The 26,781-nt window shown below is 66.4% G+C and carries 23 protein-coding genes; 9 read left to right on the plus strand and 14 right to left on the minus strand.

Annotation, left to right across the window (positions count from 1 at the left end; all coding sequences use genetic code 11):
- Window positions 1-954, minus strand: a complete 954-nt coding sequence (locus NOV74_RS09485; protein ID WP_257311501.1) for a hypothetical protein — start codon at window positions 952-954, stop codon at window positions 1-3.
- A 519-nt stretch (window positions 955-1,473) separates the two neighbouring features.
- Between NOV74_RS09485 and NOV74_RS09490 the strand changes: the two genes are divergently transcribed.
- Complete coding sequence (locus NOV74_RS09490) at window positions 1,474-2,283, plus strand: MqnA/MqnD/SBP family protein (RefSeq protein WP_257311503.1); 810 nt, start codon at window positions 1,474-1,476, stop codon at window positions 2,281-2,283.
- 138 nt (window positions 2,284-2,421) lie between these two features.
- Here the strand turns inward: NOV74_RS09490 and NOV74_RS09495 are convergent, their stop codons facing one another.
- A complete protein-coding gene (locus NOV74_RS09495) occupies window positions 2,422-3,516 on the minus strand; it encodes a S1C family serine protease (RefSeq protein WP_257311506.1) in 1,095 nt (364 codons plus the stop codon).
- A gap of 194 nt (window positions 3,517-3,710) precedes the next feature.
- Here NOV74_RS09495 and NOV74_RS09500 point away from each other — a divergent pair, with 194 nt between their 5' ends.
- Window positions 3,711-4,172: an Hsp20/alpha crystallin family protein gene (locus tag NOV74_RS09500; RefSeq protein WP_257311509.1), complete on the plus strand. Its 462-nt coding sequence runs from the start codon at window positions 3,711-3,713 to the stop codon at window positions 4,170-4,172.
- A gap of 50 nt (window positions 4,173-4,222) precedes the next feature.
- Here NOV74_RS09500 and NOV74_RS09505 read toward each other — a convergent pair whose 3' ends face one another.
- The 7 genes from NOV74_RS09505 to NOV74_RS09535 form a co-directional block, all read right to left on the minus strand.
- Entirely contained in the window at window positions 4,223-5,422 is a 1,200-nt protein-coding gene (locus NOV74_RS09505; RefSeq protein ID WP_257311511.1) for an FG-GAP repeat domain-containing protein, read from the minus strand.
- A 100-nt stretch (window positions 5,423-5,522) separates the two neighbouring features.
- Window positions 5,523-6,881: an acyclic terpene utilization AtuA family protein gene (locus tag NOV74_RS09510; RefSeq protein ID WP_257311514.1), complete on the minus strand. Its 1,359-nt coding sequence runs from the start codon at window positions 6,879-6,881 to the stop codon at window positions 5,523-5,525.
- Window positions 6,882-6,911: 30 nt separating this feature from the next.
- Window positions 6,912-8,177: an ABC transporter permease gene (locus NOV74_RS09515; RefSeq protein WP_257311517.1), complete on the minus strand. Its 1,266-nt coding sequence runs from the start codon at window positions 8,175-8,177 to the stop codon at window positions 6,912-6,914.
- Entirely contained in the window at window positions 8,174-9,406 is a 1,233-nt protein-coding gene (locus NOV74_RS09520) for an efflux RND transporter periplasmic adaptor subunit (protein WP_257311520.1), read from the minus strand. The genes NOV74_RS09515 and NOV74_RS09520 overlap by 4 nt, the downstream gene beginning before the upstream one ends.
- 113 nt (window positions 9,407-9,519) lie before the next feature.
- Window positions 9,520-10,743 (minus strand): ABC transporter permease, encoded by a 1,224-nt coding sequence (locus tag NOV74_RS09525; RefSeq protein WP_257311522.1) that lies wholly within the window; start codon window positions 10,741-10,743, stop codon window positions 9,520-9,522.
- Window positions 10,743-11,987, minus strand: coding sequence for an efflux RND transporter periplasmic adaptor subunit (locus NOV74_RS09530; RefSeq protein WP_257311525.1), 1,245 nt, complete (start codon window positions 11,985-11,987; stop codon window positions 10,743-10,745). The genes NOV74_RS09525 and NOV74_RS09530 overlap by 1 nt, the downstream gene beginning before the upstream one ends.
- A complete protein-coding gene (locus NOV74_RS09535; protein WP_257311529.1) occupies window positions 11,988-12,728 on the minus strand; it encodes a YIP1 family protein in 741 nt (246 codons plus the stop codon). It lies immediately after the preceding gene.
- A gap of 216 nt (window positions 12,729-12,944) precedes the next feature.
- Here NOV74_RS09535 and rocD point away from each other — a divergent pair, with 216 nt between their 5' ends.
- Window positions 12,945-14,156 (plus strand): ornithine--oxo-acid transaminase, encoded by a 1,212-nt coding sequence (gene rocD, locus NOV74_RS09540; protein ID WP_257311533.1) that lies wholly within the window; start codon window positions 12,945-12,947, stop codon window positions 14,154-14,156.
- 100 nt (window positions 14,157-14,256) lie between these two features.
- Window positions 14,257-14,667 carry a hypothetical protein gene (locus tag NOV74_RS09545; protein ID WP_257311536.1) on the plus strand — a complete coding sequence of 137 codons (411 nt, stop codon included), beginning with the start codon at window positions 14,257-14,259 and terminating at the stop codon, window positions 14,665-14,667.
- A 46-nt stretch (window positions 14,668-14,713) separates the two neighbouring features.
- Here NOV74_RS09545 and NOV74_RS09550 read toward each other — a convergent pair whose 3' ends face one another.
- A complete protein-coding gene (locus tag NOV74_RS09550) occupies window positions 14,714-16,948 on the minus strand; it encodes a protein kinase domain-containing protein (RefSeq protein ID WP_257311539.1) in 2,235 nt (744 codons plus the stop codon).
- Between the two features lie 270 nt (window positions 16,949-17,218).
- Between NOV74_RS09550 and NOV74_RS09555 the strand changes: the two genes are divergently transcribed.
- Complete coding sequence (locus tag NOV74_RS09555; protein ID WP_257311542.1) at window positions 17,219-18,856, plus strand: acyl-CoA synthetase; 1,638 nt, start codon at window positions 17,219-17,221, stop codon at window positions 18,854-18,856.
- A 6-nt stretch (window positions 18,857-18,862) separates the two neighbouring features.
- Here the strand turns inward: NOV74_RS09555 and NOV74_RS09560 are convergent, their stop codons facing one another.
- From NOV74_RS09560 to NOV74_RS09570, 3 genes are read right to left on the minus strand one after another with little or no spacing between them, the layout of a single operon-like run.
- Complete coding sequence (locus tag NOV74_RS09560) at window positions 18,863-20,086, minus strand: ABC transporter permease (RefSeq protein ID WP_257311546.1); 1,224 nt, start codon at window positions 20,084-20,086, stop codon at window positions 18,863-18,865.
- 34 nt (window positions 20,087-20,120) lie between these two features.
- On the minus strand, window positions 20,121-21,308 hold the full coding sequence (locus tag NOV74_RS09565; RefSeq protein ID WP_257311549.1) for an MFS transporter: 1,188 nt from the start codon (window positions 21,306-21,308) through the stop codon (window positions 20,121-20,123).
- Window positions 21,305-22,165 (minus strand): sulfurtransferase, encoded by an 861-nt coding sequence (locus NOV74_RS09570; protein ID WP_257311552.1) that lies wholly within the window; start codon window positions 22,163-22,165, stop codon window positions 21,305-21,307. The genes NOV74_RS09565 and NOV74_RS09570 overlap by 4 nt, the downstream gene beginning before the upstream one ends.
- A gap of 61 nt (window positions 22,166-22,226) precedes the next feature.
- Here NOV74_RS09570 and NOV74_RS09575 point away from each other — a divergent pair, with 61 nt between their 5' ends.
- Both NOV74_RS09575 and NOV74_RS09580 read left to right on the plus strand, forming a co-directional pair.
- The gene (locus NOV74_RS09575) at window positions 22,227-22,781 is read left to right on the plus strand and encodes a TlpA family protein disulfide reductase (RefSeq protein WP_257311556.1); all 555 of its coding nucleotides are present in this window, start codon (window positions 22,227-22,229) and stop codon (window positions 22,779-22,781) included.
- Window position 22,782: 1 nt separating this feature from the next.
- The gene (locus NOV74_RS09580; protein ID WP_257311560.1) at window positions 22,783-24,030 is read left to right on the plus strand and encodes a tetratricopeptide repeat protein; all 1,248 of its coding nucleotides are present in this window, start codon (window positions 22,783-22,785) and stop codon (window positions 24,028-24,030) included.
- Window positions 24,031-24,043: 13 nt separating this feature from the next.
- Here NOV74_RS09580 and NOV74_RS09585 read toward each other — a convergent pair whose 3' ends face one another.
- Window positions 24,044-24,694, minus strand: a complete 651-nt coding sequence (locus NOV74_RS09585) for an HAD family hydrolase (RefSeq protein WP_257311563.1) — start codon at window positions 24,692-24,694, stop codon at window positions 24,044-24,046.
- A 35-nt stretch (window positions 24,695-24,729) separates the two neighbouring features.
- Here NOV74_RS09585 and NOV74_RS09590 point away from each other — a divergent pair, with 35 nt between their 5' ends.
- Window positions 24,730-25,317, plus strand: a complete 588-nt coding sequence (locus NOV74_RS09590) for a hypothetical protein (RefSeq protein WP_257311565.1) — start codon at window positions 24,730-24,732, stop codon at window positions 25,315-25,317.
- Window positions 25,318-25,407: 90 nt separating this feature from the next.
- Window positions 25,408-26,778: an amidophosphoribosyltransferase gene (gene purF / locus NOV74_RS09595; RefSeq protein WP_257311568.1), complete on the plus strand. Its 1,371-nt coding sequence runs from the start codon at window positions 25,408-25,410 to the stop codon at window positions 26,776-26,778.
- Window positions 26,779-26,781: the final 3 nt, after the last annotated feature.

The following is a 26,781-nucleotide window of genomic DNA, read 5'->3' on the forward strand; positions in this document are numbered from 1 at the left end:
CTATTCCGAGCTCCCGGGATGGCTGGAAGGGCCTGGCTTCCGCCGGGCCAGCCTGGGTGGGGGAGGGGGCGGCTCGACCGTAGCCAGCTGGCACCAGACCAGGTCGCAGTACCAAAGGGCCTTCCGGAATCGTTCCATCAAGGCGATTCTCGCGTGAATACGAACGGTGTTCATGGCTGGATCGCTGAGCACCTCCGAGGCCCGTTCCTGGTCCAGGACCCTCAGGGCTCGCTCGTTGAGCAGGTCCACCAATGGATTCCAGGTTCCTGAAAGATCGGGAAGGAGCAGATCGGTGACGGCCATGCGGTTCTGGGCGTCATTCTCCTTTTTCGTGACCTCCGTAAGGGGAATCGCACGTTCTTCTGGCTGTTTGGGGGCTCCGCCAAAGTGCGCGTCCGAGAAGTTGTCCTCCTCATCCTTGGATCTCCAGCCCGCATCCAGCCGGGTGACGTGCTGGAGCCGTCGAGAGGGCGCCTGCAGGGCCAGCAGCCCCTTCTTTTTGGCATCTTCATACTGCCTTGAGCGAGGTTCTGGGGCCTTGGGCGAGGCTTGGACGGGCTTTGCAAGTCCACCTTCCACCAAAGCCGCTTGCCACCCCTTCCAGGTGTCCAGATAGGCACGTTCGAGCCGTGCATATTGAGGGTCATCAATGACGCCCACCAGCACGACTCCCTCCTCCGCCAACTCCGGCGGGACCGAGAGATCCGCGGCCAAGGCCTGACTGGCCTCCGGCCTTCCATACAGGGCCTGCAGGCTGAGGTTCAGATCCTCCATGGCTGCCCGGATCTGGGCATGGATCTCCTTGAACCCGGTCCGGCCTTGGCTTCCCGTCAGGGGCAGTGGCGGCAGGGTGATGGACCGGTCCTCGACTTTCACCTCAGTTCCGGCGGCCTTGGCTTTTGGGGGAGGGCCCGGATGACCGGGAAGGATGAGGGCAAGCGCCAACAGGATCATGCGTGGCCTCGATCGGAAGGCTTGCCACCGAGGAGCGGGTTTCTGACGAGGCGCCTGCTTGAGCGCCTGGAGGTACCCGGACGAGATTCGCTTACCTGGGGCACTTGCCCTCCGTCATTAGCAGGAAATCGGAAGAGTGCAGGCATGTGGGGCTGAGAGAAGATTGAGTTTAATCCATCCGGAAGTGACCTTTACTTGGGATCTCGGAGAACAGGCCACCGTTTGTCGATATTCAGCCGGAATAAGGGAACCTGACCCAGGCAGGAGGGGGGCTCCGCTGGAACCAACGACCGCCTCTGGGGGGGCTGAACCTAAAGCAGCCTGAAGAGCGGCCTCGAACTCTATGAATGAACCGGGTATTCCTGGTTGTCGCGGCAGTCGTGCAAGGGTGGCTACGTATTCCAGACCATTTGCCCTGGAGACTCTAAGCTTAGGGTCCACGCCTGCGGTCCGAGTTGTGGCGGATTCGGGGACCTCCTCCAAGCCGGAATCTGTGCTGAACTGGAGGGGAGGTCCGCCATGAAGTTCACCATCGCCCACAGCCCGGATTCCGACGATGCCTACATGATGGCGCCCCTGGCGCTGGGGTGGCTGGATCCCGAGGAGTTCGACATCACCTTTGTCCGCAAGGACATCGAGACCCTGAACACCGAGGCCCTGGAAAGCCGCTACGACGTCACGGCCATCAGCTTCGGCGCCTACCCGGAGCTTCTGGCGCGCTATGACCTGCTTACGGCGGGCTCCAGCATCCAGGAGGGCACGGGCCCGCTGGTGGTGAGTGGCGCGCCCCTGGACGTGAGCGGGCTGAAGGGCCTCACCATTGCCATTCCGGGCCGGCGCACCAGTGCCTACCTCGCCATGCGGAAGTGGTGTGCGGAGCACGGCTTCGAGCCCAAGGTCGAGCTGGTGCCCTTCGATCAGATCCTGACGGCCGTGGCCGGAGGCCGCTTCCAGGCCGGCCTGCTCATCCACGAAAGCCAGCTGATGTACCACGACGCGGGCCTGCGCCTGGTGGTGGACCTGGGCGCCTGGTGGAAGCACGCGTACGACCTGCCCCTGCCCATGGGTGGCAACGCCATCCGCCGCGATCTGCCCAAGGACGTGAAGCAGCGCTTCGCCGTGCTCATGCGCAAGAGCGTGGAGATGGCCCGCGCCCGCCACTGGGAGAGCGTGGACTATAGCCAATCCTTCGGCCGCGGCATGGACCGCGAGATGATCGGCCGCTACGTGAACGCCTGGGTGAACGACTTCACCGTGGATCCCGGCCCCCGGGGCCGCGAGGCTGTGGAGAAGCTGCTGGGCCTCGAGCCCGTGTGGATCCAGGGCTGAAGAGAATAGGCATCTAGCGGCGAGGTACAGGAGAAACGGTGAGGCTGCGAATGCCCTTCTCGCCGTTCCTCACCGTTTCTCACCGATGATTCTCTACTTTGCTTTTCCAGCGTGTTCCACGGTTTCCACGATCAGCCGTCAATCCTTGGCGGGCTCCAATCGGATTCCTACGCGCAATTTCTGGCCTTGTCGCTGGACATCCAGGTTCACGGTGCCGCCCAGGGGCAGGGTCTCCACGGCGTCCAGAAGGCCATCCCAGTCTTCGACGGCCTTGCCATTCACGGCCTGGATGAGGTCGCCAGGGAGGACATTGCGGCCCTCGACTCCCACGCCCTGGAGGCCTGCCCGGGCCGCGGGACCGCCGCGGTAGACCTTTCCCACCATCACGCCCTGCTGGGGGCCGAAGGCCCGCTCCACCAGCCGCGGGGCCACGGGCTCGAAGCCCAGGTCGGCCCGTTCCAGCTTGCCTCGGGCGATGAGCTGGGGCACCACGCGGTTCACGGTGTCCACGGGCATGGCGAATCCGATGCCGGCGCTGGCCCCGCTGGGACTCTGGATGGCCGTGTTCACGCCCACGAGCCGTCCAGCGCTGTCCAGCAGCGGCCCTCCGCTATTGCCAGGGTTGATGGCGGCATCCGTCTGGATCACGCCCGCGATGCGCCGTCGGGTGACGCTCTGGATCTCGCGGCCCAGCGCGGACACCACGCCGGTGGTCAGCGTCTGGTCCAGGCCGAACGGGTTGCCGATGGCCAGCACCGCCTGGCCCACCTGCAGGTCCGCGCTGGTGCCCAGGGGGATGGGCCGCAGCTTGGGCGGGGTCTTCGTCATGAGGAGTACGGCCAGATCCTTGTCCGGGGCGCCGCCCACGTAGGTGGCCTCGTGGCGGCTGCCGTCCGCCAGGGTGATGAAGGCCCGGGCGGCGCCCTGGATGACATGGAAGTTCGTGACCACATGCCCCTGTGCGTCCCAGATGAAGCCCGTGCCGGAGCCCGTGGGCACCTCCACCACATCGAGCCCGAAGAAGTCGCGGGCGCGCTCCTCGGTGGTCGTGATGTAGACCACGCTGGGGGCAGCCTCCTTGAAGCGCCGGATGGAAACCTGCTCCCACTCAGGCAGGGGCCCCCGAGGCTCCACGGCGCGGGGCTTCGCCAGGCTGGGCGTGAGGGCATGGCCACACCAGCCCGCGAGGAGCCCCGCGGACAGCAGGCCGATGATGAGGACGCTTCGGCGCATGGTACCTCCCAGGCGGAACCCAATTTATCTGCTCGCGGGGATAGGTCAACCCCTTGGAATCGAATAATTATGATTTTTTTGAAGCCAATGGTTGACATGTGACTTGATTGCACTAATATTTTATTCGGCAGTGGCGGCATGGCCTGCGACTCAGGTGCATGGACGCCCAGGAGCCACTTTCACAGGAGGAACTCATGACCATCCTTCGGACCCGCAACCCGCAGACCCTGCCGGCCACCGCCGCCAGCCTGGAGCCCTTCCGCCTCATGCGTGACTTCATGCGCTGGGATCCGCTCCGGGACTACGATCTGGCCACCCCGACGGCCGCCTTCATGCCGAGCTTCGACGTGAAGGAAACCCCGGATGCCTACCAGTTCAAGGCCGATTTGCCCGGCATTCTGGAAGCCGACCTCGAAATCAGCCTCGAAGGGACTCGCCTCACCGTCGCCGGCAAGCGCGAGGAGGAGACCCTGAAGGATGGCGAGCGCATCCACCTGGCGGAGCGCAGCCACGGCCAGTTCAGTCGTACCTTCACCCTGCCCGAGGATGTGGAGGGGGATAAGGTCGTGGCCGAGTTCCGCAACGGCGTCCTCACGCTCATGGTGCCCAAGCGCCCTGAGGTGCGGCCACGCAAGATCAGTGTCCACCTCGGATAAGGCTGTCGCCTGACAAGAAGAAGGCCCCAGTTTCCGGGGCCTTCTTCTTGTCAGTTGTAGAAGAACTGCGGGGGTCCGAAGATGCCGGGCGTGGTGGCGTTGTTGAAACGCACCACGATGTCGCCGTCCGCCAGCACCAGATCCGGGAGGCCATCCCCGTTCATGTCGCCGATGGCCACGCCCATGGGGCCCCAGGCACCACGGTAGGCCGTGGGTGTAAGCAAGGCGCCAGCCGTGGCGGGATCCTGGAGGAACACGGACACACTGCCGGGGTCGCCGGGCAGGCCCGAGTTCGCCACGGCCACGTCCAGCTTGCCATCGCCGTTCAGGTCCCCCACGGCCAGCGCAGTGGAGCGGTAGCTGGTGGTGTAGTGGACTGGTGGCAGGAAGCTGCCTGCGGTGGCGCCCTGGATCAGCACGCTCAGGCCCAGGGTGCCGGGAGTGAGGGATGCGCCATAGTTGGCGGTAAGCAGGTCCAGCTTGCCATCGCCGTTGAGGTCCGCGGCCTTGATGGCCACGGGCTGGATGCCGGTGGGGTAGTCCACGGCGCTCTGGGCGACCAGGGTCGGGGAGAACTGGAGCTGACGCAGGACGGAGACGGTGTTTGCCGTCGTGGCCACGGCGATGTCCGGCTGACCGTCGCCATCCAGATCCGCCACGGTGACGGCCTGGGGATCGCCGCCCACGGGGAACGTGACGGGACTGAGGAAGGTGCCCGCGGTGGCTCCCTGGAGGAAGACCATGACGTTGTTGGCGCCGCTAGCCGCCACCACGATGTCCGTCTTGCCGTCGCCATCCAGGTCACCCACAGCCACGTCCAGTGGGGTGCGGCCTAGCGTGGCGAGCACGATGGCGGGCTGGAAGAAGCCCGGCCGGGCCGGATCGGCCAGCCGCACGCTCACGGTCTGGTCATGGGCGTTGGCCACCACAAGATCGGGCAGGCCATCTCCATTCACGTCAGCCACCACCAGGTTGGCGGGGCCGGTGCCCACGCCGAAGCGGGTGGGCATGGCGAAGGCACCCGCAGGCCCCTGGAGCCGGGTCGAGACATAGCCCTGGGTGGGAACGCCGCCGAGGTCCGTGGAGACCAGGCCCAGGATGTCGGGCTGCCCGTTGCCGTCGATGTCTGCCACGGCGATGGCGTTCACCAGGTAGCTGGATGAGGGGCCGTCGTGGTAGTCCGATCCTGAACAGCCCAGCAGGGCCAGGATGCCGAGGGATCCGAGGACGAGGGAGGTGCGTGGGCGCATGGCGGCTCCGTGAACCTGTGGAAACAAGGATGTGTGACCCGACTGGTGCCTGCAAGAGGGCAGGAGGATGGACCCAGGGTGACGCGCCGAGGTTGAGGCCTCAGACGGATTCGACACTCACGTTCCAACTGACCAGTTCCCGGGGCAGCAGGGCCGGCCAGTAGGCCACGATCTCCTGGGCCTTGGGCCGCCCGCCCGCGAAACCGGTGACACCCGCAGGGCCGGCGGTGACGAGCGGCGCGATCTCGCGGCCGAAGCGCTCCACTTTTTTCCGATCCGGATCTTTGACGCTCAGGCGCAGGACGATCTCGGCGGGATCCGCCGGGGCCGGGGCGATGCCGGCGTGGACCGTGCTGGCCCCCAGGAACTCGGCGTCCGTGTGCTCGTATTCAAATCCAGCAGCTTCTAGGCGCTTCCAGACGATATCGGCGCAGAGCTGGGCCTTCTCCAGAGCCCGGGGACCGCACAGGGTCAGCTGGCCCGTGGCCTTGTAGCCCCGGAGGTAGGCACCGCTCACCTTGAGGAAGGGCGTTCGGGGCTTGCCGGTGATGCCCGACACGCGCACCCGGTCAGGGCCGGCCGGTTCGAGGTGGATGCTGGAGAATTCCGCCACCACGTCCGGCGTGATGTAGTTCTGGGGATCGCCCATCTCATAGACCAGCTGCTCGCTCACGGTGTCCACCGTCACCAGGCCGCCGGTACCCGCATGCTTGGTGATGACGAAGGTGCCGTCCTCCGCGACCTCCGCGATGGGATAGCCCACGTTCCAGAGGTCAGGCACCTCCCACCAGCGGGTGAAGTTGCCGCCGGTGCTTTGCGCGCCGCACTCCAGAATGTGCCCGGCCACGGTGCCCGCCGCCAGGCGGTTCCAGTCATCCGCGGCCCACTTGAACTCGTGGATGAGGGGCGCCAGGGTGAGGCCTGGATCCGTGCAGCGGCCCGTCAGCACGATATCGGCGCCGGTATCGAGGGCCTCCACCATGGCCTGGGTCTGCAAATAGACGTTGGCGTTGAGGATCTCCCGCGGCGCGTCGAAGAGGCCCTCGCCCGTGTCCATGTTGGCCAGCTTCAGGCCCTTCCCCTGGAACTCGGGCAGCCGTCCCAGCACGTCATCGCCAGTCACCGTGGCGATCTTCACACCCTTCACGCCAAGCTTCCGCGCCACCTCCAGCACCGCCGTGCGGCAGGCTTCGGGGTTCACGCCGCCGGCGTTGGCCACCACGCGGATGCCCTTGGCCTTGAGCTGCGGCAGCACGCGCTTCATGAGGTCCACGAAGTCGGTGGCGTAGCCTAGCTGCGGGTCCTTCCGCCGCTGCTTCTGCATGATGGACAGCGTCACCTCTGCCAGGTAGTCCAGCGTGAGGTAATCAATCCCCCCCGCCTCCACCAGCCGGACGGGGGCGTCGATGCTATCCCCCCAGAAACCCTGCCCGTTGGCAATGCGCACAACCTTTGACATATGAAACTCCGATCGAGACGGACCTCCAGCTTACTCGTACCGGAGCGCCTCGATGGGATCCAGCTTGCTGGCCTTGGCGGCGGGGTAGAGGCCGAAGCCCAGGCCGACCGCCGCGGGGACGAGGAAGGCCGAGGCCACGGTCCAGGGAGGCACATGACCCACCTGCTTGAGCAGCACCTGGCTGAGGATTCCGCCCAGTGAGAGGCCGAGCCCGAGGCCGATGAGGCCGCCCACGAGGCAGAGCAGGGTGGCCTCGATGAGGAACTGGAGGAGGATGGTGCGCCGGCGGGCGCCGAGGGCCTTGCGGATGCCGATCTCGCGGGTGCGTTCGGTGACGCTCACCAGCATGATGTTCATGACGCCAATGCCGCCCACCAGCAGGCTGATGGACACCATGCCCCCCGCCGCCAGCATGAGGCTGCCGGTCAGTTTCTCGACCATCTCCACCTGCTTCTGGTTGGTGGACAGATCGAAGTTGTCCACGTCATCGCCCCGGAGTCCCCGCGCCCGGCGCAGGCTGATGCGGAGAAGCTCTTCGGCCTCAGCCATCTTGAGGGAGGGATCGACCTGCAGCCGGTAGCTGATGTTGTCCCACATCCAAGGCTGCATGAACTCCTTGAAGCTGCCGAAGGGGATGAACACCTCGTTGTCCGTCCCCCACATCGCCTCATCATCCTGCGAAGCCTGGAAGGGGATGTCTCCCTGCTTCTTGAGGAGGCCGACGACCTCGGCCGTCTGACCGTTGATCGTGAAGGTCTTCCCGACCGCGTGTTCAAGGCCCATCTCTTCGGCGATCTTGGCGCCGAGCACGACCACCGGGGCGCGGGTACTGCGGTCTGTGGGGGTGAAGGAGCGCCCTTCCTCAAGCTTGAGATTGGCGAGATCCAGGCCATTCTCGCCGATGGCGTGGAGCAGCACCCGGCGGCTCACATCGCCCGCTTTGGCCACGTTGCGGCCCCAGACCATGACGTCGGGGGACACTTCCCGGATCTGCGGCACCATCACACGGAGGTCTCGAATGGTCTCTGCATCCAGCGGCTGACGCTTGACCTTCTTTCCGGCCCGCCAGTCTTTGTTGGACATGCCCGGGCTCAGGAAAAACGTGAGGCTGCCCTCCTGGTTCACATCGGCCATGATGCGGGCTTCGAGGCTCTTGGTGAGGTTCACCACGGTGATGACGGAAGCCACGCCGATGATGATGCCCAGGGTCGTGAGCACCGACCGCAGCCGGTGGGACCAGATGCTCTGGATGGCTGCGTGGAGCTGCTCCTGCGCCCGGAAGCGCCAGGCAATCACTTGGCCGCCCCGGCCTTTGCCAGCTTCACCTTTTGGCCGGCGGTGAGCCCGTTCATGCCCTTGGCCGGACCGGTGATGAGGGTCTCGCCTTCCTTCAGCCCTTCCAGGACTTCGGCCGTCCGGCGCGTGGAAGCGCCGAGGCGGACGGTGCGTTCCTCGGCGGTGCCATCCTTCACCAGGAAGACGGTGGTCCGAGTGCGCGGCATGAGGCCCAGCCCTCCAGACCGGTCTTCCCGTTCCATCACCGCTTGGAGGGGCACCGCGAGCGTGTTCTTGATCTCGTTGGCCAGCACCGCCACGCGGGCGCTCATGCCGGGACGGAGGCGGTCCAGGTCCGCGCGGTCGCCCCGCAGGATGACCCGCACCTTGTAGTTCTGGGGCTCCTGGTTGCTGCCACCGAAGAGGCTCTGGTTCTGGCCGCGATCAGAGCTGCTGGCCACATTGAACACCTTGGCCTGGAACACGACTCCCGGAAGCGCGTCCACCTGCACTTCCGCCGGCTGACCCAGCCGCAGCTTGGAGACTTCCAGTTCGCCCACCTTCGCTTCAGCGAGGATCTCGCCCAGGTCCGAGATCACCATGAGCACGGCCCCGGCGATGGAGGTCTGGCCGGCGATGGCCATCTCCCCTTTCTCGGCCTTGAGGCCCGTCACCCGGCCAGCCATGGGGGCGCGCAGCACCGTCTTGTCCAGGGCATCCCTCGAGAGGGCCACCTGGGCCTCAGCTTGCTGTACGGCCACCTTGGCGCGCTGGAAGGCGATGTCGGCGTTGTCGCGGGCGAGCTTGGCGTCCTGGTATTGATCCAGGGAAAGCAGCTCCTGCTTGAAGAGGGCCTCCTGACGCTGAAAGGTGCCCTGCTGCTTCCGGTAGACCGCCTCGGCATTGTCCCGATCCTGGTGGGCCATGCGCAGGCTCAGATCAGCGCGATTCAGATCCTGCTTGAAGCGCTCCTGATCCAGCGTCACGAGAAGGTCGCCGGCTTTCACTGTCTGGCCATCCTTCACATGGATTTGCTTGATCTCTCCAGTGACGGTCGTGCCGACATTCACCTTCGACAGGGCCTGGATCTCGCCGTTCGCGGTAACGCTCTCCTTCACGTCCTGCCGGCGGACCGTCTCTACCGTGAAGGCCAGGTCGGCCGCGGTGGGGCCTGCATAAGCCTTCCAGGCAATGGGCCCCCCTACGAGGAGGACGGTGCCACCGATGTACAGCCATTTTCGACGGAGCATGGGTTCTTCCGAATACAGACATCAACCGGTGAAGTCTCATTAAATGGGCGGGTTCGTCCATTTTAAGACTTTTGCATCGCCTATGTTGGAAAAATCTGGATCGGAGCGCGCCACTATTCGTAACGGAGTGCTTCGATCGGATCCAGTTTGCTGGCCTTGGCGGCGGGGTAGAGGCCGAAGACGAGGCCGATGGCGGCGGGGACGCCGAGGGCGCTGACGAGGGCCCAGACGGGCACAGCGCCCATGGTGCCCAGCAGGGCCTTGCCGATGGCCGCACCGAGGACGAAGCCCAGGCCCACGCCGATGGCGCCCCCCATGATGCAGAGGAAGGCAGCCTCGATGAGGAACTGCAGCATGATGTCGCGGCGCTTGGCGCCCACGGCCTTGCGCACACCGATCTCCCGGGTGCGTTCGGTGACGCTCACCAGCATGATGTTCATGATGCCAATGCCGCCCACTAGCAGGGCGATGGAGACCATGCCGCCGGCCACGGCGGTGATGGTGCCCGTGATGCCGCTGATGATGCCGGTGATCTGCTTGGGGCTGAAGACCTTGAACCCGCTGGGTTCCGTGCCGCGCAGACCCTTGATGCGGCGCAGGGATTCCTCCACCAGCTCGGCGCCGTCATCGGCCGTCAGGCGCGGATCCACCCGGGCCTGGAAGAAGAGCTGCCGCCGTTGGGCCTCGGTGAGCTGGGCCATGCCGGTGGTGAGGGGGATGAGGATGTTCTGATCGGGGTCGTTGCCCAACTGGGCGCCCTGTTCTTCGAGTACCCCGATGATCTCCAGGCTGAGGGTGGGCGTGCTGAGGAGGTGGCCCAGGGGATTGCCCTTGATGCCCAGCTTCTCGATCACCCGGGGGCCGATGATGGCCACCTTGTTCCCAAGGCGCAGATCCGACGGCACGAAGTTCCGGCCCGCCACCAGGTTGATGCTGTTGAGTTCCAGGTAGGTCTCGTCCGTCATGATCTGGTTGACGTTGGCGCTGCGGCCCCCGGCCTTCACTTCGATGCCGTTGAAGAAGAGGGGCGTCACCTGGGTGATCTGCGGTACCGAGCGGGCGAGCCGCCGCATCTCGTCCAGGGTCATGTCCTTGTTTTTGATCTTGGTGTACTCGGCCAGGGGCATGTCCATGGGGAAGACGGGCCGGATGAAGATGGTCTGGCTGCCGGCCCGCTCCACCTGTTTCAGCACGCTGGTCTTGAGGCCCTGGACGAGGCTCACCACCACGATGACCGCGGCCACGCCGATGATGATGCCCAGCGTCGTGAGGGCCGAGCGCATCTTGTTGGCCTTGAGGGCGCGGATGGCGGCGGAGAGGGGTTCGCGGACGTCCATTACTTCTTCGCGCCCTTGGTCTTCGCCAGCTCGCTATCGGATCGCGCCCGCAGGCTCACGGTAGCCTTGTCCTTCAAGTCCTTCAGCTTGCGGATGGGGCCCGTGAGCACCTTGTCGCCCTCGGCCAGGCCCTCCTTCAATTCGAAGAACTGCGTATTGGCGATGCCGATCTGCACGAGACGCTCTTCGGCCTTGCCGTTCTTGAAGACGAACACGATGTTGCGCGACGCCGGGGCCAGAAGGCCCTGTTTCTGCGCGTCCTCCAGGCTGCCTTCGCGTTCGAGCACCGACTGGAGAGGCACGCGCAGCACACCCTTGACCTCGTGGGTGAGGATGACGGCACGGGCGCTCATGCCTGGGCGGAGGTTGTCCAGGTCCTCGCGCTGCCCCGCGAGCACCACCTTCACCTTGTAGAGGTTGGCGTCGGTGCCGACCTTCTCGGTGCCCGTGGCCACCTCGATGACCGAACCCTGGAAGACCTTGCCGGGCAGGGATTCCACGGTGACCTGGGCGGTCTGTCCCACCTTGGTACGCACGACCTCGCTTTCGTTGACTTTGATCTCCGCCTGCATCTCGCTCATGTCGGAAATGATCATGAGCGTGGCGCCGGGGAGGTTGCTCATGCCGGGGATGGCCGTTTCCCCCTTTTCGGCCTTCAGGCTTGTGACGCGTCCCGCGATCGGGGCGCGCAGCGTGGCCTTGGACAGGCCATCCTGCATGCCCTTCAAGTTGGCCTCGCTTTGAGCGACGGCGGCCCGGGCCGAGTTGTAGGACAGCACGGCGCTTTCCTTGGCCAGCTTCTGCTGGCGGAAGTCCTCGTCGGACATGAGTCCCTGCTGGCGGAGAGCTTCGTAGCGGGGGAAGCTGTCCACGCTGCGGCGCATGGCGGCTTCCAGGCGGGACGCGTCCTGGCGGGCGGCGTCGAGGCCGGCCTGGGCCTGAGCCAGGGCTTGCCGGAGGCGCTCCTGGTCGATGGTGACGAGCAGGTCGCCGGCCTTCACGTTCTGGCCGTCTTTCACGTGGATGGCCTTGATCTCGCCGGCGACGGAAGTGCCGATGTTGATCTGGGTCTTGGCGCGGATCTCGCCGCTGGCGCTGATGGTTTCGCGGATGTCGCCGCGGCCCATCGCGTCCCAGGAATAGGCGCTGTCCTCGTCCCGGGAACCGCCGAAGGCGATGCCGAGGACAATCAGAACGACGAAGGTGGCCCCGCCGATGAGGAGCTTGGTGTTCCGAGAAATCATCTAGTTGGCTCTTAGAAGGCTGAACCCGACCATGAGGAACAGGGGCAGCAGAACGCAGATCAGGGCACCCGCGGTCTTCATGCGGACCAGATACCGGAGCGCCAGGAAGGCCAGGACGGCCTCAGCCAGGCGGAAGAACTCCAAGCTGAAGAGCACGGCCTGGAGACGGAGGCTTTCCACATGCAGGAAGTAGCCCAGGGACGTGGGCGCGATCCGATCCGGCGTCAGGCCGCCGATGGGACGCATCAGACAGATCACGGCGATCAGGAGCAGGAGGGGCAGTTTCACCAGGCCCGGCACCACGGCGGCGCTGAAGGCCTGGAGATAGCTGGGGGCTTCGCCCTGGGGCAGGGCCTTGCCCACCAGCCAGTAGAAAAGGCCCATGACGGCCAAGACTGCGGGCGTGCCGAGCAGGGCCCCCAGGATGCCGAAGGGCATGATGAACTTCTTCTGCATCTCGATGATCATGTCGATCTGGGACGACTGGATCTGGGGATTGCGCTCAAGGATGGGCCGCAGCATCTCCTCCACATCCACCTTCAAGCCCCAGATGACCGTGACCACCAGGCTCGCGACGATGATGGCGCCCAGGGCCCAGGCCCAGCTGGGGGCTTTGTTGAGCCGCTGGAAAAGGTCGACGGGGGCCGTGAACACGCCGGTGATCTGATCCATCAGGCCCGGCGGCTGGGGCCGAGGCGACTCGGGCTGGGTTCCATACAGGGAGGAGGGCTGCTCAGTCATGGGAGTCTCCGGGGGGCATGGCGGCAGGAATAGAAGACCGCATTGTCCCACCTCTTCTTATGATGGCCAGAGCTCCCATCGAGGAAGCAAAGGCCGATCTGCCCGAGGATGACACTTCGTCAAGACCTTTTGGGGAATTCTGGTGGTCTGGCTGGTCGGGCCTAGAATAATCCTTTTCCCGCCGAGCCTCCCCACCTTTCCCCTTTCGGAGATCCCATGGCCACTTCCACCCGGTCCGAAGCCCTGATCCAGCAGGAAAACCAGTTTGGCGCCCACAACTACCATCCCCTGGATGTCGTCTGCACCAAGGGTGAGGGCGTTTTCCTCACCGATGTGGACGGCAAGAAGTATATGGATTTCCTGGCCGCCTACTCCGCCGTGAACCAGGGCCACAACCACCCGAAGATCGGCGAGGCGATGATTGCCCAGATCAAGACCCTGGCCCTCACCAGCCGTGCCTTCCGCAATGACCAGTTCCCGCCGCTGCTGGAAAAGCTCTGCAAGCTGACGGGCTTCGACAAGGCCCTGCTCATGAACAGCGGGGCTGAAGCCGTGGAAACGGCCTTGAAGGCCATGCGCAAGTGGGGTTACGACAAGAAGGGCATCGAGTACGGCAAGGCCGAGATCATCGTGGCCGAGGGCAACTTCCACGGCCGCACCACCACCATCGTGGGCTTCAGCACCGATCCCGACAGCACCAGCAAGTTCGGCCCCTTCACCCCCGGGTTCGTGATCGTGCCCTACGGCGATCTCGAGGCCGTGAAGAAGGCCGTCAACAAGAACACCTGCGCCATCTTCATGGAGCCCATCCAGGGCGAGGCCGGTGTGGTGATCCCGCCCAAGGGCTTCCTGAAGGGCCTGCGCGAGGTCGCCGACCAGAACAACCTCCTGCTGGTGCTCGATGAGATCCAGTCGGGCCTGGGTCGCACCGGCAAGCTCTTCGCCTTCGAGCACGAGGGCATCCGCCCCGACGGCATCACCATCGGCAAGGCCCTCAGCGGAGGCTACTACCCCGTGAGCGCCTTCCTGGCCAATGACGCGGTGATGGACGTCTTCACCCCCGGCATCCACGGCAGCACCTACGGCGGCAACCCCTTGGGCTGCGCCGTGGCCAGCGCCGCCCTGGATGTGCTCGTGGACGAGAAGCTGGTGGAGAAGACCGCCGAGCTGGGCAAGCACCTCGAAGCCCGGCTCAAGGGCATGAAGACCGACAAGCTCAAGGAGGTCCGCTGCATCGGACTCTGGGCCGGCGTGCAGCTCAAGCCCGAAGCCGGTGGCGCCCGCAAGTACTGCTACGCCCTCAAGGACCGCGGGATGCTCTGCAAGGACACCCACGTGGACACCATCCGTCTGGCGCCGCCCCTCGTTATCACCAAGGAGCAGATCGACTGGGCCGTGGACCAGCTCGAAGCAGTCCTCCAAGCTTGAACTTCCAGGGAAGTCACACCCCCGTGACTGACGAACTTCACCAGTGATGGGAAAATGAAGGACGCGAGCGGTATTTTCATAAACCGCGGAGATGCCCTTCATGCTGAACATCCTCATGATCTGCCTGCTGGCTCTGGTTCCGGGGGAGGCGACACCGCCCCTGGAACCCAACGGCGTGCGCGCGTCCGGAAACCTCCCAGCCTTTCAGGGAGACCCGGCTCCGCCGGATTGGCTGCGGCTGGACTCCCAGGTCCTCGCGGATCCCGACTGTCGCCACTACGGCTACGAGGTCTATGCGGGCGACACCCAATGGCTGGTGCGGTACGTGATGTTCCCGGAGGAACGGGAGGACTTCCGCGAGATCGAGCAGATCTTCCTCTTCCCGAGGGCAAAGGGGAGGGCCAAGGTCGCGCGAATCGCGCCCGCCGAACTCCAGATCGAGCCCCTGGCGGTCCGCTGGAAGGGACAGATCTTCCGGTTGGTGGACCGGCGGGATCTGGTCCGAGAGTGATCCCGTTCGGCTGGAACGGTCACGCCGGAACTTGCATCGGAATCGCCTACGCCTTCCTTGGGAACAGCTTCTCGAACTCGGGCTCGTCGTGGAGGAGGGCCAGATCGGGATCGCGCCAGGCCCAGTCGGAGTCTCGGTAGCCCACTCGCCAGGCTTTGCCGAGCGCGTCGAGCGCGTCGCCCTTCTGGTGCATCTTGCAGAAGGTGCAGGCCGCGTTGTAGAGGATCAGCGGTTCGTTGGGGCGGAGGGTCATGGCCAGCATCGCCTCTCGTTTGGCTTCCTCGGCACGCCCCAGCTCGGCGTAGTAGGAGGCGACGAGGCCGCGGGCCCGGGCGTCCTCGGGCACTTCCCGCAGATGGGCCTCAAAGGCCTGGACCGCCCGGATCCTCAGGTTGCCCAGAGCCTCCTTTTTGGCCAGAGCCCCCAGCGCATTCATGATGGGAGGGTAGACGTTGTAGTCGGTTCCGCTGGCCTCGATCGCCTCCTCGGCCATGGCGGCGATCTCCTGGTACTGGCCTGATCCGAACAGGCAGCGCAGCAGCAGGTAATAGGCCCCTTCGCAGTCACGCTTCCGGGAGACCACGCCACGGACGATCTGGGCCGCGTCGAGGTTCTCGCCCCTGGAGTAGAGGATCCAGGCCTGCGCCACCATGACCTCGGGCAGATCGGGCCGCAGCGCCACCGCCTTCTCCGAGGCTGCGCGGGCCCGCTCGATCCAGGCCGGCTCACGCTCGTACAGCCAGTAGCACTGGGCGCAGACGTTCGCGATGGCCGCGTGGGCCTGGGCGAAATCGGGATCCTGTCGCACCGCATCATTGAACATCTCGAGCGCAAACTCGAGGTCCTGGCGGGTCAGGCGGCGGGCGTAGCTCCGCCCCCTCAGGTAGTGGTCGTAGGCCTGGAGGTTTTCCGTCGGCTTGGCCGCAAGGGCTTTCTTCTCCTGTGGGGTCAGCTTGACGCGCAGTGCCTCGGCGATCTTCCGGGCGATCTCGTCCTGGACCTCGAAGACGTCCTTCATCTCGCGGTCGTAGCGCTCGGACCAGACCGGGTGGTCCGTGTGGGTATCGACCAGCTGGGCGTTGATCCTCAGGCGCTCGCCCGCCCGCCGGATACTCCCCTCCAGCGCATAGGCCGCGCCGATCTGCTGGCCGATCTGGGCGGTGGTCGCGGACTTGTCGCGATACCCGATCACCGTCGATCGGGAGAAAGTCTCCAGCCCTTGGATCTTCGAGAGCTCGGTGATGATGTCCTCAGTGATCCCGTCGCGGAAGTATTCATCCTCTTTGGCGCCGCTCAGGTTCTGGAAGTAGAGGACCGCGACGGAGCGCTTGGCCTGGCCCAAGCTTCCGCCCTTTGAGTCGGTCAATTCAGCCAGGTGTCGCTGGCCCGAATCGAGATCGCGCTTCAGGCGGAGCAGGTCGGTCTTCAGATCGGTAGCGGTCTGGTAGCGCAGGTTGCGGTCCTTCTCGAGCGCCTTGCTGATCACCTGTCCCAGGGCGGCCGGCATCTCCGGTCTGACCTCGGCCAGGGGCTGCGGATCGCGGTTGAGGATGGCGTCGAACACCACGGCCTGGGTGTCACCCTGGAACGGCAACTCGCCGGTAACCATCTGGTAGAGGATGGCACCCAGCGAAAAGAGATCCGTGCGGGCATCGGTCAGCTGCCCCCGGGCCTGTTCCGGGGACATGTAATGCATGGTCCCCAGCACCATCCCGGTGAAGGTGAGATCCCCACGGTCCACCTCGGTGGCGAGCCGGGAGTCCTGGTCCGCCGCACCCAGGTGGTTCGTCAGGGTCGAGATCTTCGCGAGCCCGAAATCGAGGATCTTGATCTGCCCGCGGACGTTGAGGATGAGGTTCAGGGGTTTCAGGTCGCGATGGACGATGCCCTTGGCATGGGCTGATTCCAGCGCATCGGCGATCTGGATGCCCAGGTCGAGGGTTTCGGGGAGATCCAGCGCCCGGTGGCTGATCCGCTTGGCGAGGGTCTGCCCCTCGATCAGCTCCATGACGATGAAATGCTGGCCTTCGTGCTGCTCGATGGTGTGCACGGTGCAGATGCCGGGGTGGTTCAGGGTCGAGGCTGCCCGGGCCTCCCGCTGAAAGCGCTCCAGGATCGAGGCATCACGCTGCAGTTCCTCGGACAGGAACTTCACCGCCACGTGGCGCCCGAGGTGGGTGTCCTCGGCCTCATAGACGATCCCCATCCCCCCCGAGCCGAGTTGGCGCGTGATCCGGTAATGCGCCACGGATTTCCCGACCAGTGCGTTCACCACCACCATGGGAGCCTCGACCCTTCACCAAGTTGCCTGTCTCTACATATGCTCCGTCACCCCCCTGTCAAGGGGCAGGCTATGTCTTGGAAGGCCTTTTCAGAAATCGACCGCAGGTTTTGAAGTGGCCTTGTTTTTCTTGGGCAAGGCAGGTTTCTTCACGCCGGGTTGCCCCCGGAGATGTGACTGATGGCGCTGTAGCCACCTGAGGCCGGGAGTAGGCTGGGGGCAGATCGCCACACCCACAATCACCACGACCTGCTTTCCGGGAGGACGACCATGGGCCAGAGCCCCTTCGCCACGGGTCTAGACAAGAACCAGGCCAACCATGTCCAGCTGTCGCCGCTCACCTTCATGGAGCGCGCCGCCATGGTCTTCCCGCGCAAGAAGGCCATCGTCCATGGCGACCGGTCCATCACCTGGGGCGAGACCTACGCCCGCTGCCGGCGCCTGGCCTCGGCCCTCGTCCGCCGGGGCGTGCAGCCCGGCGACACCGTGGCGGCCATGCTCCCCAACGTGCCCGCCATGTTCGAGGCCCACTTCGGCGTGCCCATGGCCGGGGCCGTGCTCAACACGCTCAACACCCGCCTGGACGCGGAGTCCATCGCCTTCATGCTCAAGCACGGCGAGGCCAAGGTGCTCCTGACCGACCGGGACTTCGCCCCCACCATCCGCCGCGCCCTGGAGCTGCTGGAGGGCCGGGAGATCCTGGTGGTGGACGTGGACGATCCGGCGGCCAAGGGCGACCTGCTGGGTTCCATCGAGTACGAGCAGCTCCTCCGGGAGGGCGATCCGGACTTTGCATGGCAGCTGCCGGCGGACGAGTGGGACGCCATCTCCCTCAACTACACCTCGGGCACCACGGGCAACCCCAAGGGCGTGGTCTACCACCACCGGGGCGCCTACCTCAACGCCGTGGGCAACGTCCTCAGCTGGAACATGCCGCCCCACTCGGTCTACCTGTGGACCCTGCCCATGTTCCACTGCAACGGCTGGTGCTTCCCCTGGACCGTGGCCGCCCTCTCCGGCGTCAGCGTCTGCCTGCGGCAGGTGGAGCCCAAGGCCATCTTCGACCTGATCCGGCGCCATGGCGTGACCCACTTCTGCGGCGCCCCGGTGGTCCTCGGCATGCTCATCAACTCCGCCCATCTGATCCCCGAGGGGCTGGGCCACCCGGTGTCCGCGGCCGTGGCCGGAGCCGCGCCGCCGGCCGCCATCATCGAGGGCATGGAGAAGCTGGGCGTCAGCATCATCCACGTCTACGGCCTCACGGAGACCTACGGTCCCGCCGGAGTCTGCGTGAAGCGCGAGGAGTGGAACGACCTGCCCCTCGGGGAGCGCGCCCGCCTGAACGGACGCCAGGGCATCCCCTACCTCCTGCAGGAGGCCATGACGGTGATGGACCCGGCCACCATGGAACCCGTGCCCGCCGATGGCCTGACCATGGGCGAGATCATGTTCCGCGGCAACATCGTCATGAAGGGCTACCTCAAGAACCCCACGGCCACGGCGGAGGCCTTCGCCGGCGGATGGTTCCACACCGGGGACCTGGCGGTGCTGGAGCCCGATGGCTACGTGAAGATCAAGGACCGCAGCAAGGACATCATCATCTCAGGTGGCGAGAACATCTCATCGCTGGAGGTGGAGGATGTGCTCTACCGCCATCCCGACGTGCTGGTGGCCGCCATCGTGGCCAAGCCCGATCCCAAGTGGGGCGAGGTGCCCTGCGCCTTCGTGGAGCTGAAGGAGGGCGCCACGTCGAAGGAGGAGGACATCATCGCCCACTGCCGGGCGCACCTGGCGCGCTTCAAGGTGCCGCCCATGGTGGTGTTCGGCCCCATCCCCAAGACCTCCACGGGTAAGATCCAGAAGTACGTCCTGCGCCAGCGCATGAAGTCCACAGATGCGCTGAGCTAGCCCCGGTCACTCGTAACGGAGCGCTTCGATCACATCGAGGTTGGCGGCCTTCAGGGCGGGTAGCAGCCCGGCCACGACGCCCACCAGGCCGCTGAAGCCCAGGCCCAGCAGGATGGCCCAGCCCTCCGTGACCGCCGGGATCTGGAGGCGTCCCAGGATCGCCACCGCCACCAGGGCGAGCGCGATGCCGAGCAGGCCCCCCAGCACCGAGAGGACCACGGTCTCGGCGAGGAACTGCCAGAGGATGGTTCGTTTCGTCGCGCCCACGGCCCGTCGCATGCCGATCTCCTGAGTCCGCTCGGTCACGCTAACCAGCATGATGTTCGAGATGCCGATGCCGCCGACAACCAGGGAGATGCTCGCGGCGACGGCAAGGAGCGCCGTCAGGATGCCTGCCTGCCGATTCATGGCCTGGACCATCTCGTCCTGCTTCCGGATGTTGAAGGGCGTCTCCTGGGAGGCGGGCACTTTCAGGTGTTGCCGGAGCAGCGCCGTGATTTCCGCCTCGGCGAGTCCCGCCTCACCCTCGTGCGCACTGACCATGATCCGCTGGATGGTGTTTCTCCCCATGACTTTCCGCATCACTGTCGTGTAGGGAGCCACGACGAGGTCGTCCTGGTCGCCCCACATGCCGGCTCCCTTACGTTCCAGCAACCCGACGATTCGGAAGGGGAGCGAGCCGACGCGGATCGTCTGTTCCAGGGGCTCGTCTCCGTAAGGGAAGAGGGTGGCTTTGACGGTCTGGCCGATGACGCAGACCTGGGCCTGACCCTTCACCTCGCCCTCGGTGAAGAAGCGCCCAGCCTCCAGTTCCCACGCCCGGATGGTCTGGAATTCGGGCCCAGTCCCCTGGACGTGGGTGATGAAGGTCGCGTTTTGGTAGATCACCGGCCGCGTGGTCTGCACCTGCGGTGTCGCGGCATGGACGCTGGAATCCCGCAGTTCGGTCTGGATCAAGGCCGCGTCGTCATCCCTGAGGATTTCTGCGCTGCCCATGGCCTGGGGCCCATGGTGGGTGTGGGTTCCGGGGGCTCCCGGGAAGATGGTCAGCATGTTGGAGCCCATGTTGCGGATGAGCGCGACGGAGGCCCTTTTGGACCCCTCGCCGATGCCGATCATCGCGATGACGGCGCCCACTCCCACGATGATCCCGAGCATGGTCAGGATGGCCCGGAGTTTGTTCCGGGTGGTGGCTGCCAGGGCCTCCTTGACCAGTTCGAGAACCCCCATGGGTGCCCCCCGGGTCTCCCCGTTGATCACCATTCTATCGTTTTTGTCCAGCCAAGGCCGGTTCCGGGGTCCGGAACCGCGCCAGCAGCAGCCCCGCGGCTAAGGCGATGCCGAAGGTGGCGAACCACACCACCCGGGGACCGACCTTGGCGTAGGCCAGCACGCCCAGCCAGGGGCCCAGGGCCAGCGCCGCGGCGAAGCAGAGGGACAGCAGGCCCATGTATTCGCCGCGGCGGTCCGGTGGTGCCAGGGTGGCCACGGCGTCGCTCATGGCGGGGAAGAGCGTCATCTCGCCGAACGTCCAGATCACGGTGGTGAGAATCAGTGTGATGCGTCCGGTGGCCCAGGCCGTGAGGCCGAAGCCGAAGGCGAGGAACAACGCTCCCAGAAAAAGCTGGCGGCCGTGGGGCCAGCGGGCCATGGCCAGGTTGAGGGCCACTTCCAGCGCCACGATGAGCAGGGTGTTCACGGTGAACAGCAGGCCGTAGAAGCGGCTCCCCAGGTCCAGGTCGCGCACCACCCAAAGCGGCAGCGTGCCTTCGATCTGAAAGAACACCATCAGCATGGGAATGAAGGGCAGCAGGAGGAAAGCCAGACGGCGATCCCGCCAGGGACTCGCACCTGGCATGTGGCCATGGGGCACGGCAGGCCGGGGGCGCGTCTTCAGCAGCAGGCCCAGCATCACCGCGCCAGCCAGGGTGCTGAGGCCATCGGTCCAGAACACCCAGGTGTAGCTGTGGTGGGCGATGACGCCGCCCAGGGCTGGGCCCACGGCCATGCCCAGGTTGGCCGAGAGGCGGTGCAGGGCGTAGACCGCCTTGCGCTGCTCCGGCGCGGCGAGGTCCGCCAGCAGGGCCATGGCGCTGGGCCAGAAGGCCTGGGTGAGGCCGGCCCAGAGGAAGATCAGGGCGAAGAGCACGGGTTTCGTGGTGGCGAAGGGGATGACCAGCAGCAGGGCGCCGGAGGCCCACAGACTGGCCCTCAACACCTGGACATGGCCCAGCCGGTCCGCCAGCCGGCCCGCGAAGGGGCCCGCCGCCAAGGCGCCGGCTCCGTAGACCATCATTCCGAAGGCGGCTTCTTCCGGTGTCCAGCGGCGCCCTTGGGTGAGGTAGAGCACCAGGAAGGGCAGCGCCATGGTGCCCAGGCGATTGACCAGGGTGCTGGCACAGACCAGCCAGACTTCGCGGGGGAGGCCACGCAGGCCTTTCCAGGGGTTCATCGGCTGGCCAGATCCTCAGGGGGCGGGAGGTGGGTGCCGATCTTCGGCCGGACGCTGCGACACCACTCGCTCCAGCTCCCGACATAGAGCGCGGCGCCGCGGAGGCCGGCGATCTCCAGCGCGAGCAGGGTGTGGCAGGCGGTGACGCCGCTGCCGCAATGGACCGTGAGGCGGTCCGGTGGCGTGCCCGCCAGGAGGGCCTCGTATTGGGCGCGCAGTTTCTCGGGCGACTTGAAGCGGCCATCGGGCCGGAGATTGTCGGTCCAGGCCAGGTTCAGGGAGCCGGGAATGTGACCGGCCACGGGATCGAGGGTTTCACTGTCTCCCCGCCAGCGTTCGGCGGCGCGCACATCCAACAGCTTGCGGGTGGCATCGCGACGGACCGCCTCCACGACGTCCATGCCGCACACGGGGAGGTGCCAGTGATCCGCCGGGTAGGGTGCCGCCTGATCTGCGGCAGGCCTTTCGACAGTGAGTGTCAACCCGGTTTCCAGCGCGGCCTGGAGACCGCCGTCGAGCACCAAAACGTGCTCGTGCCCCAGGGCCCGCAGCATCCACCACAGGCGTGCCGCGGCGTTACCGCCGCCACTGCCGTCATAGACCACCACCTCAGTGTCGGGGCCAATGCCCCAGGTGCCAACCTGGGCCGCGAAGCGCGCCACCGGCGGCAGAGGGTGGCGCCCGCCTAGGGCCGGGTTGTGGTCGGGGTCCAAGGCTGTGCTGAGGTGGCGGTTCAGGTCGGCGTGGAACGCTCCCGGGAGATGGCCGATGGCGTACTCCGCTGGATCCTGACGGGCATCCAACAGGCGGATTGAGGCAAGGCGATCGCGGAGGGAGGCGGCGGAGATCAGGGACATCCAATCAGTATGAAGTGGCCGGCCGGGGCATTACCCTGAAGACTTGAAAAGGGGCGCTCCCATGTCCGATACCTCCGTTCCGGAATCTCGCTGGCGCACGGCTGGCGCTGCTGTCCTGGTGATCGGTGGTCTGCTGCTCGTGGGCGTCGTGGGCGTGAAGGGTGTGTTCGGCGGGGGCAATGGCGGCACCTCCGTGGGCACGGACGTGAGTCGGGTGGCCTTCCGCGATGCGGAGGGGCGCCGCCACACCCTGGCGGACTACAAGGGCAAAGTGGTGCTGGTGGATGTGTGGGCCACCTGGTGTCCGCCCTGCCGCAAGTCCCTGCCGGAGGTGGCGGAACTCCAGAAGGCCGGCGGCGATCGCTACGTGGTGCTGCCCATCTCGGTGGACGGGAACGGCTGGGCCGACGTGACGCCCTTCCTCGCGAAGAATCCCCAGCTGGGGCTCACGGCCTACCTGCCGGATGGCGCCGGGGGCCTGCAGCCTCTGGGGGAGATCCGCGGGATTCCGACCACCTTCATCATCGACCGCGAGGGCCGGGTGGCGAAGAGCTGGGCGGGCTACGGCGAGGGCATGGCGAAACGGGCCTTGGATGAGGTTCTGAAGGGGCGCTGACGTGGCCACCGCGGCTGGGCCGGTGGAAGGCTGGGCCGTCTGGGCCCGGCCCCTGGGCTGGCTGGCGCTGATCCTATTCGGCCCCCTGGTGCTCCTCCCCACGCCCCTGTCCCCCCTGGCGGTGACCTGGTTTGTGTTGCTGCTGCTGGGGGCCTGGACCCTCCTCGTAGCCGCTTTCATCGGTGTCGTGGCCGGTGTGACCACCCCAGTGACGGTGTGGCTGGAGGGCCGCCTTCGCGCCTGGGTCGCCCGGTTTGCACTGGATCCGGAAGCCCTCTGGCTCCACTGGGCCCGCCAGGCCCATCGCACGGAGATGGCCCACCACTGCCTGGATCGGGCGGCGCGCCTGGGTGGGGCCGTGGCCCTGTTCGAGGAAGGGCTGGCCTTCCTCGAGGGAGGCTTCGGGGCTGGTGGCCAGGCCACGGGCGTGGCCCGCTTCCGCCGGGCAGCCGAGTTGGGTCATCCAGAGGCGGCCTTCCGGCTTGCGGAGGCCCTCCGGACCGGGCACGGCTGCCCACGGGATCCGGCCCAGGCCGAGGTCTGGTACCAGCGAGCGGCCACAGCCGGGTGCGGACCAGCGGCGATCTGGCTGGCTCAGGCCTATGCCGAAGGGGATGGCGTGATGCCGGATGCCGAACACGCCCGTCATTGGTCCGGGGTGGCGGAGCGCTTACGTCCCCATGCCCCCCTGAGATGCAGCCTCCTGCGCCATGATGCGGCTCCAGAGGATGTGCTGGTGCGCGCCGGCGCCCAAGCCGCCGCCCACGTCGAGGCCGCCGCCGGGTTGGTGGTGGCCCACCGGACCGGGCGCTGGGTTCTGGGGCTGGGGGCGATGGTCCTGGCCTGCCTGAGCCTGGGCACGGTGGGGATCCTCTTCTGGGCCGGCTCCTCAGGCCTCTTCCACCTGCCGCTGCTCATGCTGGCGCCACCGGCGCTGATGTTGGCCTGGCAAGCCTGGCGCCTGCGCCGCGAGGGGCCACGGGAGGGGCGGGATCGGCTCCACGAGGCGGCGGAGGGCGGCGACCCGGAAGCCTGTTACCGGCTGGGGCTGGCCTACCAGAGCGGCAGCGGCCACCGGCCCAAGGATGGTCTCAGCGCGGCGCTTTGGTACCGCCGAGCCGCGGAAGCCGGCCACCGAGGGGCGATGGCGGCGCTGGCCGAAGCCTATCTGGGCGGGCATGGCGTCCTGCGGGATCCCCGGGAGGCCGCGCGTTGGCGAGAAGCCGCGCGTCAGGAGTTGCCAGGGTGATGGAGGGAAGGCCTCAGACCCTCACTAGGGCGGTCACGCAAGCCACCACCTGCTCCGGCGCGGCATCAGTGGGCAGGCTGGGATGATCCCCCGGCACCGCCTCGCCCACGCCCAGGAAAGGCAGACCCGCGGCTTGGGCGGCGGCGAGATCGTGGGGGCGGTCGCCCACGTAGAGGTGGGGGCCGGGGCAGCCCTGCAGGGCCAGCCGCAGCAGGTCGGTGCGGTCGTGGCGGGGCAGGGAGCCCAGACGGGGAATGGCCGGGTCGATGCCCAGGACATCGGCCTTGAAGGCCAGCAGCCCCGGGGCGTTGCCCGAGACCAGCCAAACCCGGTGGCGCTCCGCCAGGTGATGCAGGGCACCGATGATGCCTGCATAGGCCACGGCCTCGCGGCCCCCCCGCGCAAAAGTCGACCGGAAGCGGCCTACACAGGCGGCCTGATAGGCCTCGTAGCCGGCCTCGTCCAGGGCCGAGCCGAACCGCAGCCGGTGCAGCTCGGCCACGATTTCCCAGTCGGTGGAGCCCAGGCAGCGGCCCAGGTCTTCTGTCGTGGGGGCCGAGCCCCAGAGCTCGCCCAAGGCCTCCCGCAGCAGCACGAATCCGGAACTGAAGTGGCCCAGGGTACCGTCAAGGTCGAAGCAAAGCGGCATGGCCCAGGATCGCATGAGATGGCATCCTCGAAGGTGTGGATGGTGGCTCCTTGATCCGATTGGCGTTCCTTCTGGCTCTTTCCCTTCCCGCCTTGGCCCAGGAAGGCCTGCGGTACCGCATGCAGCTGTGGATGCGTGGCGAGCCCGCGCCCATGGAGACGCGGTTCCGCCTGGTGGCCACCGAAGGCACCACCAGCCACAACCGGGTGAAGAAACCCCGCATGGGCGGCTGGCGGCTGGAGGCTGATCGCACCCAGGGCACCCCCTACTCCCAGGCCCTGCTGCTGGGCCGGGCGGAGCGGCTGCTCTACCTGGCGGGGCCTTCGCCTCAGACGCACGCGGAGCCCATCGCCCTGCGCTTCGGCACCCGGAGTGTACCGGTGTGGAGCCTCGAAGCGCCCAGCGGACTGCAGATCTCCACGGTCCTGGTGGAGGTGGCGCCGAGGCTCCTGGCCCTCTGCGACCTCAGCGCCCGCTTCGAGCGCGGCGACCTGGCGCGGATCGAACTGCACCTTGAGAGCCTGGACGGCACCGACTCCCTGGCGCCGGCCGAAGATGGCACCGTGCTGCTCACCACGCTGCGGGCCTGGGCTCAGGAGGCCCGCAAGGATCCCGACGACGGCACGACAGTGCGCTAGCCGCACGCATCCGGCTGAGAGTGGTGGGTTTCAGCATCCAGGCTGGGGGTTCCGGTTCGCGAGGGTTATTCTGGAGGACTCGGAGGAATCATGCCGTTCAGGGACGAATGTGGGGTGTTCGGGATCTGCCCCCAGACCGAAGCGTCACGGCAGACCTACCTGGGCCTCTACGCCTTGCAGCACCGGGGCCAGGAGGCGGCTGGCATCTGCTCCGGTGACACGGAAGGTCTCCACCTGCACAAGGCCCTGGGCTATGTGGCGGATGTGTTCTCCGAGACCGTCCTCGACAGCCTGCCGGGCGATGCCGCCATTGGCCACACCCGCTACTCCACCACGGGTGGCAACGTGGCCTCCGCGGCCCATCCCTTCCTCATCCACGGCCGCTTCGGCCAGGTGGCCCTCTGTCATAACGGGAACCTGACCAACACCGAGACCCTGCGCGCGGCCTTGATCGCGGATGGTCACACCTTCACCAGCCCTTCGGATTCCGAAGTGCTGCTGGCCCTCATCAACCGCGCCAAGGCGGACACACTGGAGGACGCGGTCGTCTCGGCCCTCCGCCAGGCCGAGGGCGCCTATTCCCTGCTCATCCTCACGGAGCACACCCTCATCGCCGCCCGCGATCCCCACGGCTTCCGGCCCCTGGCCATGGGCCATATGAACGGCACCACCGTGTTCAGCTCCGAGACCTGTGCCTTCGACTTGGTCGGCGCCGCCTACATCCGCGACGTGGCCCCCGGCGAGATGGTGGTGGTGCCCCGGAATGGCGGCACGCTGCATTCCCTCTTTCCTCTGCCCAAGGTGAATCCGAAGCCCTGCGTCTTCGAGCACATCTACTTCGCCCGGCCCGATTCCCTGGTCTACGGCCGGAGCGTCATGGTGGCGCGCCGTGAGATGGGCAAGCTCCTGGCCCTGCGCCATCCCGTCGAGGCAGACCTGATCGTACCCGTGCCCGACAGCGGCGTGAGCGCGGCCCTGGGCTACTCCGAACAGTCCGGCATCCCCTTTGATTTCGGCATCATTCGCAACCACTACGTGGGCCGCACTTTCATCGAGCCCAAGCAGAACATCCGCAGCTTCGGCGTGAAGGTGAAGCTGAACCCGGTGCGGCATCTGCTTGCGGGCAAGCGGGTGGTGCTGGTGGACGACAGCATCGTACGCGGCACGACCAGCAAGAAGATCGTGCAGATGGTCCGCGAGGCGGGCGCGAAGGAAGTGCACCTGCGCATCGCCTGCCCACCCACCACGCACTCATGCTTCTACGGCATCGACACGCCCAAGCGCCAGCACCTCATCGCCTCGTACATGTCGCTGAAGGAGATCGAGGCCTTCGTCGAGGCCGACAGCCTCGGTTACCTCGACCTGAAGGACCTTGAAGCAAGCATGGGGGATGATGGCCACGGGTATTGCTACGCCTGCTTCACCGGCGACTACCCGGTGGTGCCGGAGCCCAAGCAGTAGCAG

Source organism: Geothrix fuzhouensis (assembly GCF_024609325.1).
Classification (GTDB): Bacteria; Acidobacteriota; Holophagae; order Holophagales; family Holophagaceae; genus Geothrix; species Geothrix fuzhouensis.

Bases quoted from the DNA above. Each gene is read 5' to 3' on its own strand.
- NOV74_RS09485 (WP_257311501.1), bottom strand. From the start codon at position 954: ATGATCCTGTTGGCGCTTGCCCTCATCCTTCCCGGTCATCCGGGCCCT.
- NOV74_RS09490 (WP_257311503.1), top strand. From the start codon at position 1,474: ATGAAGTTCACCATCGCCCACAGCCCGGATTCCGACGATGCCTACATG.
- NOV74_RS09495 (WP_257311506.1), bottom strand. From the start codon at position 3,516: ATGCGCCGAAGCGTCCTCATCATCGGCCTGCTGTCCGCGGGGCTCCTC.
- NOV74_RS09500 (WP_257311509.1), top strand. From the start codon at position 3,711: ATGACCATCCTTCGGACCCGCAACCCGCAGACCCTGCCGGCCACCGCC.
- NOV74_RS09505 (WP_257311511.1), bottom strand. From the start codon at position 5,422: ATGCGCCCACGCACCTCCCTCGTCCTCGGATCCCTCGGCATCCTGGCC.
- NOV74_RS09510 (WP_257311514.1), bottom strand. From the start codon at position 6,881: ATGTCAAAGGTTGTGCGCATTGCCAACGGGCAGGGTTTCTGGGGGGAT.
- NOV74_RS09520 (WP_257311520.1), bottom strand. From the start codon at position 9,406: ATGCTCCGTCGAAAATGGCTGTACATCGGTGGCACCGTCCTCCTCGTA.
- NOV74_RS09525 (WP_257311522.1), bottom strand. From the start codon at position 10,743: ATGGACGTCCGCGAACCCCTCTCCGCCGCCATCCGCGCCCTCAAGGCC.
- NOV74_RS09530 (WP_257311525.1), bottom strand. From the start codon at position 11,987: ATGATTTCTCGGAACACCAAGCTCCTCATCGGCGGGGCCACCTTCGTC.
- NOV74_RS09535 (WP_257311529.1), bottom strand. From the start codon at position 12,728: ATGACTGAGCAGCCCTCCTCCCTGTATGGAACCCAGCCCGAGTCGCCT.
- rocD (WP_257311533.1), top strand. From the start codon at position 12,945: ATGGCCACTTCCACCCGGTCCGAAGCCCTGATCCAGCAGGAAAACCAG.
- NOV74_RS09545 (WP_257311536.1), top strand. From the start codon at position 14,257: ATGCTGAACATCCTCATGATCTGCCTGCTGGCTCTGGTTCCGGGGGAG.
- NOV74_RS09550 (WP_257311539.1), bottom strand. From the start codon at position 16,948: ATGGTGGTGGTGAACGCACTGGTCGGGAAATCCGTGGCGCATTACCGG.
- NOV74_RS09555 (WP_257311542.1), top strand. From the start codon at position 17,219: ATGGGCCAGAGCCCCTTCGCCACGGGTCTAGACAAGAACCAGGCCAAC.
- NOV74_RS09560 (WP_257311546.1), bottom strand. From the start codon at position 20,086: ATGGGGGTTCTCGAACTGGTCAAGGAGGCCCTGGCAGCCACCACCCGG.
- NOV74_RS09565 (WP_257311549.1), bottom strand. From the start codon at position 21,308: ATGAACCCCTGGAAAGGCCTGCGTGGCCTCCCCCGCGAAGTCTGGCTG.
- NOV74_RS09570 (WP_257311552.1), bottom strand. From the start codon at position 22,165: ATGTCCCTGATCTCCGCCGCCTCCCTCCGCGATCGCCTTGCCTCAATC.
- NOV74_RS09575 (WP_257311556.1), top strand. From the start codon at position 22,227: ATGTCCGATACCTCCGTTCCGGAATCTCGCTGGCGCACGGCTGGCGCT.
- NOV74_RS09585 (WP_257311563.1), bottom strand. From the start codon at position 24,694: ATGCGATCCTGGGCCATGCCGCTTTGCTTCGACCTTGACGGTACCCTG.
- purF (WP_257311568.1), top strand. From the start codon at position 25,408: ATGCCGTTCAGGGACGAATGTGGGGTGTTCGGGATCTGCCCCCAGACC.